General features: G+C 67.3%; 9 protein-coding genes and 1 pseudogene. 3 read left to right on the top strand and 7 right to left on the bottom strand.

Features of this window, described 5'->3' with window-relative positions:
* The first annotated feature begins 11 nt into the window (after positions 1–11).
* Together EPO55_RS03790 and EPO55_RS03795 are read left to right on the top strand one after the other, a co-directional pair.
* The gene (locus EPO55_RS03790; protein ID WP_296335097.1) at positions 12–1,019 is read left to right on the top strand and encodes an ABC transporter ATP-binding protein; all 1,008 of its coding nucleotides are present in this window, start codon (positions 12–14) and stop codon (positions 1,017–1,019) included.
* On the top strand, positions 1,016–1,903 hold the full coding sequence (locus tag EPO55_RS03795; protein ID WP_296335098.1) for a 50S ribosomal protein L11 methyltransferase: 888 nt from the start codon (positions 1,016–1,018) through the stop codon (positions 1,901–1,903). The genes EPO55_RS03790 and EPO55_RS03795 overlap by 4 nt, the downstream gene beginning before the upstream one ends.
* Positions 1,904–2,051: 148 nt before the next feature.
* Here the strand turns inward: EPO55_RS03795 and EPO55_RS26120 are convergent.
* Positions 2,052–2,138 (bottom strand): annotated as a pseudogene (locus EPO55_RS26120) (DUF1127 domain-containing protein); the annotation flags it as partial.
* A 538-nt stretch (positions 2,139–2,676) separates the two neighbouring features.
* On the opposite strand from EPO55_RS26120, the gene EPO55_RS03805 reads away from it, so the two are divergent.
* The gene (locus EPO55_RS03805; protein WP_296335100.1) at positions 2,677–4,605 is read left to right on the top strand and encodes an aminopeptidase P family protein; all 1,929 of its coding nucleotides are present in this window, start codon (positions 2,677–2,679) and stop codon (positions 4,603–4,605) included.
* Between the two features lie 3 nt (positions 4,606–4,608).
* On the opposite strand, the gene EPO55_RS03810 is transcribed toward EPO55_RS03805, so the two are convergent.
* The 6 genes from EPO55_RS03810 to ftsA all read right to left on the bottom strand — a co-directional run bounded on the left by EPO55_RS03810 (position 4,609) and on the right by ftsA (position 13,799).
* Positions 4,609–5,643, bottom strand: coding sequence for a D-cysteine desulfhydrase (locus tag EPO55_RS03810; protein ID WP_296335101.1), 1,035 nt, complete (start codon positions 5,641–5,643; stop codon positions 4,609–4,611).
* A 192-nt stretch (positions 5,644–5,835) separates the two neighbouring features.
* Entirely contained in the window at positions 5,836–7,995 is a 2,160-nt protein-coding gene (gene ligA / locus EPO55_RS03815) for an NAD-dependent DNA ligase LigA (RefSeq protein ID WP_296335102.1), read from the bottom strand.
* 8 nt (positions 7,996–8,003) lie between these two features.
* Positions 8,004–9,683: a DNA repair protein RecN gene (gene recN, locus EPO55_RS03820; RefSeq protein ID WP_296335103.1), complete on the bottom strand. Its 1,680-nt coding sequence runs from the start codon at positions 9,681–9,683 to the stop codon at positions 8,004–8,006.
* A 6-nt stretch (positions 9,684–9,689) separates the two neighbouring features.
* Positions 9,690–10,514, bottom strand: a complete 825-nt coding sequence (locus EPO55_RS03825; RefSeq protein WP_296335104.1) for an outer membrane protein assembly factor BamD — start codon at positions 10,512–10,514, stop codon at positions 9,690–9,692.
* Between the two features lie 108 nt (positions 10,515–10,622).
* Complete coding sequence (gene ftsZ, locus EPO55_RS03830) at positions 10,623–12,416, bottom strand: cell division protein FtsZ (RefSeq protein ID WP_296335105.1); 1,794 nt, start codon at positions 12,414–12,416, stop codon at positions 10,623–10,625.
* Positions 12,417–12,563: 147 nt separating this feature from the next.
* Positions 12,564–13,799: a cell division protein FtsA gene (gene ftsA, locus EPO55_RS03835; RefSeq protein ID WP_296335106.1), complete on the bottom strand. Its 1,236-nt coding sequence runs from the start codon at positions 13,797–13,799 to the stop codon at positions 12,564–12,566.
* Between the last annotated feature and the right edge of the window lie 18 nt (positions 13,800–13,817).

The raw sequence follows: 13,817 nt of genomic DNA on the forward strand, positions 1-13,817 counted from the left end.
CAGGCATGAGCATGTCGAAACCGGCAAAGGCCGTGGGCATCGAGATCGCGGGCATCAACCTCTCGTACGGGGCGACGCACGTGCTGAAGAACGTCGACCTCACGGTCCGGCCGGGCGAGTTCTTTGCTTTCCTCGGGCCGTCAGGCTGCGGCAAGACCACCCTGCTGCGGTTGATCGCGGGCTTCGCCCAGGCCCAGACCGGCCAAGTGCTGCTCGATGGCCAGGACGTGGCGCCGCTGCCGCCCTGGAAGCGCGATGTCGGCATGGTGTTCCAGAGTTATGCGCTGTGGCCGCACATGACGGTGGCCAAGAATGTCGCCTTCGGCCTCGAGGAACGCCGCCTGCCGCGCGCCGAGATCGACCGCCGCGTGGCCGAGGCGCTCGACCTGGTCGGCCTCGCTGCCTTTGCCGGCCGCCGTCCGGCCCAGCTCTCGGGCGGCCAGCAGCAGCGCGTGGCCGTGGCCCGCACCATCGCCATCGAGCCCAAGGTCCTGCTGCTCGACGAGCCGCTCTCGAACCTCGACGCCAAGATGCGGGTGAGCGTGCGCCGCGAGCTTCGGGCGCTGCAGCAGCGCCTCGGCCTCACCACGATCTTCGTCACCCACGACCAGGAAGAGGCCAACACCATCTGCGATCGCATCGCCGTCATGGACGCCGGCACCATCCGCCAGGTCGGCACGCCGATGGAGCTCTACGAGAGCCCGGCCAATCTCTTTGTCGCGAGCTTCCTGGGCTCGGCCAACATCCTGGGCGACGGCGACGGCATCTCGGTGCCGGCCGGGAAGCGGCTGGTCTTCCGGCCGCAGCACGCCACCCTGTCGTCGGTCGCCGGGGCCACCTTGCGCGGCCCGGTCACGCACCGCGAATTCCTGGGTGCCACCGTGCGTTACAGCGTGCGGATCGGCGGCAGCGAGATCCTGGTCGAGGTGCCTTTCCAGTCAGGCGGCGAGTTGCGCACCGTGGGCGATATGGTCGGCGTCGCCCTGCCGCCGGAACGCATGCTCTTCCTGCCGGCATGAGTGCCGTGAAAAAGGCAGGCTTCGTCACCCCGGCGGCGCAGCGCGCGGCCTGGGAGGCACTGCTTGAGAAGCAGCTGGGCGAGGAAGGATTCATCATCACGAGTTGCGAGGTCTCGCGTGATGGACCTTGGCGTATCGAGGTTTTCGGCGACGGCGACGCGGGCCTGGTCGAAGCGGCGATCGCCGCAGCCGCGCAAGCGCTCGGCATCGCCGAACCGGACTGGACTTGGGAAGAGTTGCCCGACATCGACTGGGTAGCGGAGAACCAGCGCTCATTCCGGCCCTTCGCGGTGGGGCCGTTCTGGGTCCATCCCTCGCATGTGGCCGAGGGCCGGCCAGCCGGGCTGCTGCCGCTGCGCATCGACGCCGGCCTCGCCTTCGGCACCGGCACGCATGCGACCACGCGCGGCTGCCTGGAACTGCTGGCGACGCTCGACCCGTCGGAAACCGCCAACGCGGTCGATGTCGGCTGCGGCAGCGGCATCCTCGCCATCGCCATGGCCAAGCTTTGGCAACGCCCGGTGCTGGGTGGCGACAACGACGCCGAGGCGGTCGCGGTGGCAGAGGAAAATGCTGGCCTGAATGGAGTCGGCGATCTCTGCCGCTTCGTCGTGTCGTCAGGCCTCGCAGCACCGGAACTCACCACGCACGCGCCGTACGACCTTATCGTCGCCAACATCCTCGCCGGGCCACTGGTCGACCTTTCGGAGTCGTTCGCCGCGGCGGTGCGCCCCGGTGGCCGCGTGCTGCTGAGCGGCTTGCTCGTCGAGCAGGCTGCCCTCGTCCTGTCGACCTATGCACGCCGAGGCCTCACCTTCGAACGACGCCTCGATCTCGAGACCGGTGGTGCCTGGTGGCGCAGCCTGCTGCTGCGTCGTGACTGACAGCGGGAAGGCCGCAACGAAAAAGGGCCGGCTTTCGCCGGCCCTTTGTACGCTTACGCTACGCTGAAGGTCTTTATGCGGCGCGGTGCAGGTTCTGGTTGGCCGCAACCACGCTGCCGGTGACGGCATCGATCTGCGGCGCAATACCTTCCGCGGCCTCGCGGACGGCGAACGGAATGTCGCCGCGGGCGAGCCCGAGGTCGGCCAGTTCGCGGTCGCTCATCCGGAACAGCTGGGCCTCGGCGGCCCGCAGCTTGAGGTCTGCCTTGATCCCCGCGACGAGGCGGCCGTACTGGCGGCCGATCCACAACAGGGCGTCGCCGAGGGCGTTGGCGACGAATTCGGCGCGGGCATAACGCGCGCGCAATTCGATCATGCGGCGGTCGGCGAGGGTAAAGCCGGCCTTCGCTGTGTCGTTCCTCCCCGCCGGCGTAGTTTCGCTGGTCAGACTTTCAAACATCTGAATCGGCTGGGTCATCATGGTACTCTCCTTCTATGGTGCGACGCGGTACGCGATGCTGCATCGCACTAAGCAAATATAGAGCCTTGAGTTACAACGATAAGTCTGGAGGCGGAACTCCTGCCATGCGCTGGGCGCATGAGGCACAATAATTTAGCATTTCGCAGTCGCGAAAGAACAAATATTGCTCAATTTGCCTCGGTTGGGCGCCCCGCGTAGGGTTCGGCGCACCATGAGTTCAGCCCCTGACGACGTTCTTCAGCTCCTCCGCCGACGCGGCCACGAAGCAGACCCGTCCGCCCTCGATTCCCTGATGCGCGGTGTGGCCGCCGCCCCCGAAGGACTGGCCGGCCCGGAATGGGTCGAACTCATCACCCCCGATTCCGACCCCGAATTGACCAAGGCGCTGACCGCCTGGCGGGCAGAACTGGCCCGGGCCGACGACGGGCTCGACACCGTGCCGGCGCCGACGGAGCGCCTGGCGCTGTTGCGCGCCGAACTTGCGCGCCGCGGCATCGACGGCTTCGTGGTGCCGCGTGCCGACGAACATCAAGGCGAGTATGTCCCGCGCCGCTCGCAGCGCCTCGCCTGGCTCACCGGCTTCAGCGGTTCGGCAGGCCTCGCCATCGTGCTGGCCGATCGCGCGGCGATCTTCATCGACGGCCGCTATACCTTGGCCGTCCGCGCCCAGGTCGATACCGCCGCCTTCGTTCCCCATCAGATCCCGGAAGAGTCGCCCGAGGCCTGGATCGCCAGGCACCTGCCCAAGGGCGGCAAGCTGGGCTTCGATCCCTGGCTGCAGACCGTCGATGGTCACGAGCGCTTCGCCCGTGCCTGCGAGCGTGCCGGCGGCTCGTTCGTCCCGATGGACTCCAACCCCGTCGACGCGGTGTGGCGCGACCGGCTGCCGGCGCCGCTGGCGCCCGTGCTGCCTCATCCCGTCGAGTTCGCCGGCGAAAGCAGCGACGCCAAGCGCACACGTATCGCCGCAATCGTCTCCTCGAAGGGTGCCGACGTGGCACTGGTCACCGCGCCGGACTCGATCGCCTGGCTGCTGAACGTGCGCGGTGGCGACGTCCCGCGCACGCCGTTCGCGCTGGGCTTCGCGCTGCTGCACGGCGACGGCCATGTCGATCTCTACATGGACCGCCGCAAGGTTCCCGACCGAACGCTGGCGTGGCTCGGCAATGCCGTCACCCTGGCGCCGCCCGAGGAACTGGGCAGCGCGCTCGACACGCTGGGCAAGATGGGCAAGCGGGTGTTGATCGAAAGCTCGACGGCGCCGCATTGGGCGGCGACCCGCCTGCAGCAGGCCGGCGCGGCCCTCGTACGCGAGGCCGATCCGGTGGCACTGCCCAAGGCCTGCAAGAACGCCGTGGAGCTCGCCGGCATCCGCGCCGCGCACCATCGCGACGGCGCCGCGGTCAGCCGCTTCCTGGGCTGGCTGGCGCGCGAATCGAAGGCCGGCAAATTGCGCGAAATCGAAGTGTCGGACCGGCTGCAGGCGCAGCGACTGCAGACCGGCAAGCTGCGCGATCTCAGCTTCGACACCATTTCAGGTGCGGGGCCCAACGGCGCGATCGTGCACTACCGCGCCTCCGAGGCATCGGAACGGGCCCTGCAACCGGGCAGCCTCTACCTCGTCGACTCCGGCGGGCAGTATCGCGACGGCACCACCGACATCACGCGGACGGTCGCCATCGGAACGCCGAGCCCGGAAATGCGCGACCGCTTCACGCGCGTGCTGAAGGGCCATATTGCGCTGGCGACCGCGCGCTTCCCGGCCGGCACCACCGGCTCGCAGCTCGACGCGCTGGCGCGCTATCACCTCTGGCAGGCCGGCCTCGACTACGACCATGGCACCGGACACGGCGTCGGCGCCTATCTCTCGGTCCACGAGGGCCCGCACCGAATCTCCAAGATGGCCAGCACCGTGGCCCTGTTGCCCGGCATGATCGTCAGCAACGAGCCGGGCTACTACAAGACCGACGCCTACGGCATACGCATCGAGAACCTGGTCGCCGTACGAGAGGCCACGATCGAGGGCGCCGACCGCCGCTACTACGAGTTCGAGACGCTGACCCTGGCGCCGATCGACCTGGCCTGCATCGAGCCCGGCCTGCTGACCGGCCCCGAGCGGGCCTGGCTAAACGACTATCACCGGCGCGTGCGCGAGGCGGTGGGGCCCGACGTCGACGAGGCAACGCGCGCCTGGCTCGCCGAGGCGACCCGCGCGCTATAAGCCCTAATCCGGCAAGACAGTTCGGCCAAGCACGACATCTTCATAGACATGGAGAGACGGCAGCCCGCCCGTGTGCATGAAGAGCACCTTGGCGTTGGGCTTGAAGTGGCCTTGTCGGGCGAGTCCCATGAGGCCTGCCATGATCTTTCCAGTATAGACCGGATCGAGCAGGATGCCTTCGGTCCGCGCCAGCATCTGAACGGCTTCCACCATCTTGGAATTGGGCACGGAGTACTTCGGCTGCCAGTAGCCGCCGAAGCTCTTCACCGCTTCGCGCGGCACCTTGCCGATCCCGAGCAGGTCGGCCACCGCCTGCGCCTCCTTGTGAACCAGCGGCTCCTGGTCGGCCGGATCGCGGCTGACACCGATGCCGATCAGCGGGATCTTGATGTTGTTGCCGAAGAAGCCCGCCACCATGCCGCCATGGGTCCCCGAACTGCCCGAGCCAACCACGACCGCATCGAGCGCCAGCCCCATGTCCAGCCATTGCTGCTGCATTTCCTGCACGCACGCGACATAGCCCAGCCCGCCGATCGCGTTCGAACCGCCACCCGGAATGATGTAGCCCTTGCGACCGAGCGAGGCGACTTCCTGGGCAACCCTGGACATGGCCGCACCCATGTCCGAGCCACCGGGCACCACGGTGATGGCTTCGACGCCCATCAGCTCGAACATGAAATTGTTGCCGCCGGCCTCCTTGCTGTAGCTGCCAGGGACGCGCTCCTCGATCACGAAGCGGCATTTCAGCCCTTCCTTGATCGCGGCAGAGAGGGTGATGCGGCAATGATTGGACTGCGGCGCACCGCAGGTGATCAGCGTATCCGCACCCTGTGCCAGCGCATCCGCCGCCAGGAACTCGAGCTTGCGGGTCTTGTTGCCGCCGGGAAAGAGGCCCAGCAGGTCGTCGCGCTTGATCCAGATCTCCGGACCGACGCCACCGGGGCAGCTCGCGGCCAGCGCCTTGGTAAAGTGCGGCAGCAGCTCTATCGGCGTGGGGGCATGGGTGTAGCTGCGACGCGGGAAACGGGCCAAATCCATTCGAACAACTCCAGCCGGAACGTCAATTGAGCGCCGTCGCGCGCACTCCGTAGACCAATAGATGCTCTAGCATTGTGCCCGGCGCTGAGGAAGAAATCGGAGGTTGTGAGACCGATCATCAATACGTGACGACCTTTTGCACCCTCTGTGCCGCGTCGGTCGGAATTGCGCTGGAGGCACCGCCGCCAATACTCAGCGGGACAGTTTCACCCACTCTTCCTCGGTCATCGTCTGGACGCCGAGTTCTGCCGCCTTGCGTGCCTTGGAGCCGGCGTTCTCGCCGACCACGACGAGGCTGGTCTTCTTCGACACCGAGTCGGTGACCTTGGCGCCCAGCTCCTCGGCCCGTGCCTTGGCGGCATCGCGGGTCATCGAACTCAGTTCACCGGTGAAGACCACGATCTTGTCCTTGAGCAGCGCATCGGCCGCCACGGCCCGCCGCTTCACCGCCTCGACGGTGAGTTGCTTGCGCAGATCCCTGATAATCTCGACGTTGTGGCCCTCGCTGAAGAAGGCGGCGATCGCATCGGCCGTGGTGACGCCAATCTGCTCGACATTGCAAAGCCGGCCGTAGCTCTCGCCCACCTCGGCCACCGCTTTTTCCTTCTTCACGTCGTCGGGCGCCTTCTTGCGCTCCTTGGCGGCCTTCAGCATCTCGGCCAGCCAGTCGTCCACGTCGCCGTATTCCTGGGCCATGATCTTTGCGGTGGCCTCGCCGATCAGCGGGATGCCGAGCGCATTGATGAAGCGATCGAGGGAGATCGTCTTGCGGTCTTCGATGGCCTTGATGAGGTTGTTGACCGACAAGTCGCCCCAGCCCTCGCGCTTCCTGATCAGGTCCTTCTTGCCCGGGAGGCGGAAGATATCGCCGGGAATCTTGAGCAGCCCGTCGTTGAAGAAATTCTCGATATGCGTGCCCCCCAGCCCCTCGATATCGAAGCAATTGCGCGACACGAAATAGCGCAACCGCTCGACCTGCTGGAACGGGCATTCCAGCCCACCCGAGCAACGCCGCACCACACCGCCCTCCTCGCTCTTGACCGGCGTCTTGAGTGGACAGGGACACTTGGTGGGAAAATGGAACTTCTCGGTCTTCTTCGGGCGTTCTTCGGGAACGAAGCCCAGCACTTGCGGAATCACATCGCCGGCGCGCTGAACGATCACCATGTCGCCTTCGCGCACGTCGAGCCGCTCGATCTCGTCGGCGTTGTGAAGCGTGGCGCGCGCCACGACGACGCCGCCGACATTGATCGGCTCGAGATCCGCCACCGGGGTCAGTGCGCCGGTCCGGCCAACCTGGATGAAGATGCCCTTCAATCGCGTGCGCGCCTGCTCAGCCGGGAACTTGTGGGCGATGGCCCAGCGCGGCGCACGGCTCACGAAGCCCAGCCGCTCCTGCCAGTCGATGCGATCGACCTTGTAGACGACGCCGTCGATGTCGTAGGGCAGCGACGGCCGTTCCTCGCCGATCTTCCTGTAAAAGGCGCGCACGTCGTCGGCAGTGCGGCAGAGCTTGGTTAACGGATTGATCTTGAAGCCCCACTCCTTCAGGAGCTTGAGGTACTCGCTATGGGTCTTCCAGGCGCGTGGCTCGGCCTCACCCCAGGCATAGGCGAAGAAGCGCAGCGGCCGGCGCGCGGTGATCTCCGGATCGAGCTGGCGCAAGGAACCGGCGGCCGTGTTGCGCGGATTGACATAGGCCTTCTCGCCCGCCGCAACCTGGCGGGCATTCAATTCCATGAACGCGTTGCGTTCCATGTAGACTTCCCCGCGCACGTCGAAGGCCTTGGGCACGTCCTTGCCTTTGAGCTTCTGCGGGATGTCCTTGATGGTCTTGAGATTGGCGGTGACGTCCTCGCCGGTGCTGCCATCGCCGCGCGTGGCGCCCTGGACAAACACGCCGTCCTCGTAGCGCAGGCTGATCGAGAGCCCGTCTATCTTCGCCTCGCAGGAGAGCGCGATCTCGGCGTCTGGCTTCAAGTCGGTCTCGCGCTCCAGTCCCCGCCGCACGCGATCCAGGAAGCCCTGCAGCTCCTCATCGGTGAAAGCGTTGTCGAGCGACAGCATCGGCTTCGCGTGACGGACCTTGGCGAAGGCGGTGGTCGGCGTCGGCGCCACCTTCTGAGTCGGGCTGAACATGTCGACGAGCTGCGGGAAGCGCGCCTCGATCGCCTTCAGGCGCTGGCGCAGCCGATCGTATTCGGCGTCCGAGATTTCGGGATCGTCCTTCTCGTGATAGAGCTTGTCGTGGTGCGCGATCTCGTCGGCGAGCCGCTTGTGCTCAGCTCGCGCCTGACGCTCGGTCATCTCGTCGACCTGTAGCGCCGCCACGACCTTGGCCGCCCGCGACATCGCCCCTCCTAGCCCGCGGTCGCCAGCAGGCGGTCGGCGGCGGCGCGAGCCTCTGCCGTCACCTCGGCGCCCGACAGCATGCGCGCGATCTCCTCGCGACGACCCTTGGAATCGAGCGCCAGCACGTCGGTGCTGGCGGAATTCCGCGTCGTCGTCTTCTGGATCAGCCAGTGCCGGTCGGCGATGGCGGCGACCTGGGGCGAATGCGTCACCACCAGCACCTGCACGTCCCTGGCCAACCGCTTCAGGCGCTCGCCCACGGCCGCGGCGGTGGCACCGCCGATGCCGGAGTCGACTTCATCGAACACGATGGTGGCGGCATCGCCTACCTTGGCCAGGCAAACCTTGAGCGCCAGCAGGAAGCGAGAGAGCTCGCCACCCGACGCGATCCGGGCGATCGGCGCCGGCGGCGTTCCGGGGTTGGTGGCGACGGTGAACTGCACGCGATCGGTCCCCGCTTCCGACCATTCGGCCTCCGGCAGCGGCGCCAGTTCGGTGACGAACTTCGCCTTCTCGAGCTTGAGCGGGCCAAGCTCGCCGGCCACCGCCTTGTCGAGCCGGCTGGCTCCCTTGCGGCGTGCCGCCGCCAGCATTTCGGCCGCCGCGACATAGGCCCCACGCGCGGCCTTGGCCGCGGCGGCGAGCTTCTTCAGGCTGGCCTCGCCGGAGTCGAGCGCAGCAAGCTGGGACGCCATCTTCCCGGCAAGCGCGGCCAGTTCCGGCACCGCGACGTTGTGCTTCCGCGCTACGGCCCGCAGCCCGAACAGACGCTCCTCGATCTTCTCCAGCCGCGCCGGATCGAATTCCAGCGCATCGCGCGCCGCCTCGAGCTGGGCCTGTGCCTCGGTCGCCTCGCTCAGCGCCCGGTCGAGCGCCGCCAACGGCGCATCGAGGTGACCGGCGGCTTTGTCGACGTTGCGTTCGATCAGGCGATGCGCCGTGCTGAGCGAAGCGATCGTGCCTCGGCCCTGCTCCAGTTCAGCCAGCGCCTGCGCCACCGCCTCGCCGAGCGCGCTACCGGCACGCAGCAACTGCCGCTCCGACGCCAGTGTCTCCTCATCGTCAGCCTTGGGCGCCAGGGTCTCGAGTTCCTTCACGGCATGGCGCAGGAAGTCCTCGTCGCGCCGCGCCGCCTCCGCGGCCGCCTCGGCGTCGGCGCGCGCCTGCTCGGCCGCGCGCCAGGTTCGCCACGCCGCGCGGACGGCTTCCGCCTGCTTTTCCAGCCCGGCGAAGGCGTCGAGCGAGGCGCGGTGGGTGACGACATCGAGCAGCCCGTGCTGCTCCATCTGCCCCTGGATCTCGACCAGCGTATCGCCGAGCCGGCGCAGCAGCGCGACCGACGCCGGCTGGTCGTTGACGAAGGCGCGTCCCCGGCCGTCCGCGCCGACCATGCGGCGCAGCGTCAGGATGTCCTCGTCGCCGAGGCCCTGTTCGGCCAGGATCGCATGCGCGGGATGGCCCTTGGACAGGTCGAAGGAGGCAGCGACAGAGGCCTGCGCCGTGCCGCGCCGTACGGCGGAGGAATCGGCGCGCGCGCCCAGGGCGAGGCCGAGAGCGTCGATCAGGATCGATTTGCCGGCGCCGGTTTCACCCGTGAGTGCGCCCAGGCCGCCCTGGCCGGCACGTGCGAAACCGAGGTCGAGCTTCTCGATCAGGACGAAGTCACGGATCGAAAGCGAAACCAGCATGCCCGGTCAGAAGAGTCCGAAGAACCAGCGATTCTTCTCGTCGGGCGGCCTTTCGCCCTCGCCGGTCATCAGGAAGTAGCTGTCCTGGTACCACTCGCTGCCCGGGAAATTGAATCCCAGCACGGCGGCATTTTCCTTGGCTTCGTTCTTCACGCCGAGCGCCAGATAGCTCTCGACGAGACGATGGAGCGCCTCCGGCACATGAGTGGTGGTCTGGTAGCGTTCGATCACGACACGATAGCGGTTGATCGCACCGACATACTGCTGGTTCGCCTGATAGTATCGACCGACGGCCATCTCCTTGCCGGCGAGATGGTCGATGGCGAGCTCGACCTTGAGGCGCGCATCGCGCGCGTACGGCGAGCCGGAGAAGCGCTTGACGACCTCCGCCAGCGCTTCGAGCGCCTGCTGGGTGACGCGCTGGTCGCGGCCGATGTCAGAGATCTGCTCGTAGTAACAAAGCGCCTTCAGATAGTAGGCGTAAGCAAGGTCACGATGCCCCGGATGGAGCTGGATGAAGCGATCCAGCGCGATGATGGCCTCGTCGTACTTGTTCGACTGGTAGTAGGTGAAGGCGGCCATGATCTGGGCCTTGGTGGCCCACACCGAATAGGGATGCTGGCGGTCGACTTCCTCGAATCCCTTGGCGGCCAGCTTGTACTCCTGGGCACCCAGTTGATCGAGCGCCTGGTTGTAGAGCTGCTCCACCGGCCTCTCGACGTAGTTCTTGTCGTCGTCCGACGAGCCGCAGCCGGGCAGCCCCAGCGCCATCGACGCCAGCGCCAGTCCCACAACCGCATGCCGAGTGATGCCTACGCCCGCTTTCGCCATGTCCCATCCGTCAAACCAGAGTGCCGCCGGGTTATATCACGTGGAAGCCAAAAAAAGAGGGGCCGAACGGCCCCTCGATAGGATGCGTGGAGAACGCGAAAATTTGCGTCAGTTGGCTTGCCGACGCAGGAACGCGGGAATCTGCAGGTCGTCGTCATCCCGCGCGGGCTTGGTCCGCTCGGTGACGTCGAGGCTGATGGAGGTCTGGACCGGTGCCGCCCGGACAACCGGCTTCGGCGCGACGGCCACGACGTTTTCCGGCGCCGCACGAACTGCCGGCGGCTCAACGGGAGCCGCGGCGGTCGCGGGCTTGGGCGCCGAGAACGCGCCCGTGATGCGCTGGAAGAGGTTGGGAGAGCGGCTGTCGCCGCCGGCCGGACGCGCGGCCATCGGCCGCGTGGTCGGCTCGGCTGCGCGAACCGCGGCCTTCATCGGTGGCCGGCTGACCCGCCAATCGTTCTCGTCGACCAGCGGTCGCTGGGCCGGCGGGGCGGCAGGTGCGGGCGCCGGAGCTGTTGCCGCGATCGGAGCGGCAGGCGCCGGGGCTTGCGCCGCGATGGGTGCCGGGGCCGGAGCCATTGGCGCCGCTGGAGCTTCGACCGGCGGCGCTGCCATGATCTGCGCCGGAATAGGCGCCTCGGCGATCGGTGCAGGGGCGGCCTCGGCAACCGCGGCCATCGGCGCGGGCGCCATCATCGGCGGTGCCGGCGGCGCGGCAGCAGCAACCGGCGGCGGTGCCATGGGCGCTGCCGCCACGGGAGCCGCGGGGATCGGTGCCGCAGGCATCGGCGCGGCGGGAGCCGCCGTCGCCGCGGTCGGCATGGCAACGCGGCCGACCGGCGGCGTGGCCGGGCGGCTGAGCGCCGGCTGACCGGTCTGCATCGGACGGTTCATGTCGAGCGAGAGGTAGTTCGGCGCCGGCTGTTGCGCCGCCATCGCCGCGATCCCGGTGGCGACCACCGACACCCGCATGCGGCCCTGCATCGTGGCGTCGAAGGTCGAGCCGAAGATGATGTTGGCGTCGGCGTCGACTTCCTCACGGATGCGGTTGGCTGCTTCGTCGACCTCGTGCAGGGTCATGTCGAGGCCGCCGGTGATGTTGATGAGAACGCCCTGGGCGCCCTTCATCGAATGGTCTTCCAGCAGCGGGTTGGAAATCGCCGACTCGGCGGCGACACGGCTGCGGTCGGGGCCCTCGGCCTCACCGGTGCCCATCATCGCCTTGCCCATCTCACCCATCACGGTGCGGATGTCGGCGAAGTCGAGGTTGATGAGGCCGGGCATGACCATGAGATCGGTGACGCCGCGCACGCCCATGTGCAGCACGTCGTCGGCCATCTTGAAGGCGTCGGCGAAGGTCGTCTTCTCGTTGGCGATCTTGAACAGGTTCTGGTTGGGAATGACGATCAGCGTGTCGACCACCTTCTCCAGTTCCAGGATGCCCTGTTCGGCCGACTGCATGCGGCGCCGTCCCTCGAAGTGGAACGGCTTGGTCACGACACCGATGGTGAGGATGCCCTGCTCGCGCGCCGCAGCGGCGATCACGGGTGCCGCGCCGGTGCCGGTGCCACCGCCCATGCCGGCGGTGACGAACACCATGTTGGCACCATCGAGAAGCTGGAGGATCTCGGGCAAGGCTTCCTCGGCCGCCTGGCGTCCGACTTCGGGGCGCGCGCCCGCGCCCAGGCCCTGCGTGATGGTGATGCCGAGCTGCACCCGCCGGTCGGCGAGCGACTGGCCGAGCGCCTGCGCGTCGGTATTGGCGACGATGAACTCGACGCCTTCCAACGCGGCGCTGATCATGTTGTTGACGGCGTTTCCGCCCGCGCCACCGACACCGACGACGGTGATACGCGGCTTAATCTCCGACTCCTTTTGAGGGAGGCTGAGGTTGATTGTCATTCGGCTTTCTCCACGCAAACGAGGGGGGTATCTGCTCGGAGTAGCGACGCGGACCCTTTTTGGTAAAGACCCTTCACCGCCACCGGGCTTTTTCTTATCGTTGACTACAGCCTGTTGGGGATTGCCATATCCCACACAACATATTGCCTAAAAGTTCTCTCTAATCCAACTGCCAATGCGACCAATCCGGCTTGCCTGTGCTTCCGCTGAGGCCGGCTGGGACTGGGCGGCCGCGTGATGGTGCAGTGCAAAAGAGAGCAGCCCCGCAGCGGCCGAAAAGGCAGGCCCACCGGTCGAATCGGCCAGCCCGGCAAGGCGCAGGGGGGCCCCGGTACGGACCTTCTTGTTGAGAATGGCGGCCGCGACCTCGGGCACGCCATCGAGCTGGCAACCACCACCGACCAGAACGGCCCGACCGCCGGCCAACTTATCCACACCGCTGGCCTCGAGGCGGCTGCGGACCAGTTCGAACGTCTCCTCGACGCGGGGCCGGATGATGCCGACCAGGATCGAGCGCGGAATGTGATTCGGACGCGTGCGATCCTCCTCGCCGATCAGCGGCACGTCGATGATGTCGTATTCGTCGTTGGGCTTGGCGACGGCGCGGCCGATCTGGGTCTTCATGCGCTCGGCATGGGCGAGCGGAGTCGAAAGCCCGCGAGCGATATCGCGGGTGACATGCTCGCCGCCGACCGGGATCGAGTCGACATGGACCAAATGACCTTCATAGAAGACGGCGATCGAGGTCGTGCCGCCACCCATGTCGATCAGCGTGACGCCGAGATCGCGCTCGTCGGACACCAGCGAACTGAGGCCGGCGGCGTGCGCGGCCACCACACGCTCGGCGATCTCGAGATGGGCGCGCCGCACGCAGACCTGAAGGTTGCGCATGGCACCACTGGTCGCCGTGACCAGATGCACATCGACGCCCAGGCGCTCGCCGAACATGCCGCGGGCATCGCGCACCGGGATGCCGTCGACACTGTAGCCGATTGCCTCGGAATGGATGATGTCGCGGTCGGCGGTCTCGGCCGGCAGATGAATGTGGGTCTGCACCCGGCGAACGTCGCGCTCGCCGATCTCGTGATGGCCGATCGCGACCTCGAGGCTCTGGTTGTGCGAGGCGGCCGAGCCGCCGCTCACGCCCACGATCACCTCGCGTACGTGCTCGCCGCACATCTCCTCGGCCGTCGACACCGCCGAGGAGATCGCGCGGGTAGCGGCCTCCATGTCGATGATATTGCCGGAGCGCATGCCCTGGGCGGCCTGGTGGCCGATGCCGACGACCCGCAGCCCCTGCCCGTCGACTCGCGCCACGAAGCAGACGACCTTGCTGGTTCCGATGTCGAGCGCCGCAATGACGCCATTTCTTGCCTTCGCCACGATGTCCCCCGTCTCTAC

Origin of the sequence: Reyranella sp. (genome assembly GCF_004296935.1) — a bacterium.
Classification (GTDB): Bacteria; Pseudomonadota; Alphaproteobacteria; order Reyranellales; family Reyranellaceae; genus Reyranella.

Bases quoted from the DNA above. Each gene is read 5' to 3' on its own strand.
- recN (WP_296335103.1), bottom strand. From the start codon at position 9,683: ATGCTGGTTTCGCTTTCGATCCGTGACTTCGTCCTGATCGAGAAGCTC.
- EPO55_RS03810 (WP_296335101.1), bottom strand. From the start codon at position 5,643: ATGGATTTGGCCCGTTTCCCGCGTCGCAGCTACACCCATGCCCCCACG.
- ligA (WP_296335102.1), bottom strand. From the start codon at position 7,995: ATGTCGCGGGCGGCCAAGGTCGTGGCGGCGCTACAGGTCGACGAGATG.
- EPO55_RS03790 (WP_296335097.1), top strand. From the start codon at position 12: ATGTCGAAACCGGCAAAGGCCGTGGGCATCGAGATCGCGGGCATCAAC.
- EPO55_RS03805 (WP_296335100.1), top strand. From the start codon at position 2,677: ATGCGCGGTGTGGCCGCCGCCCCCGAAGGACTGGCCGGCCCGGAATGG.
- ftsZ (WP_296335105.1), bottom strand. From the start codon at position 12,416: ATGACAATCAACCTCAGCCTCCCTCAAAAGGAGTCGGAGATTAAGCCG.
- EPO55_RS03795 (WP_296335098.1), top strand. From the start codon at position 1,016: ATGAGTGCCGTGAAAAAGGCAGGCTTCGTCACCCCGGCGGCGCAGCGC.
- EPO55_RS03825 (WP_296335104.1), bottom strand. From the start codon at position 10,514: ATGGCGAAAGCGGGCGTAGGCATCACTCGGCATGCGGTTGTGGGACTG.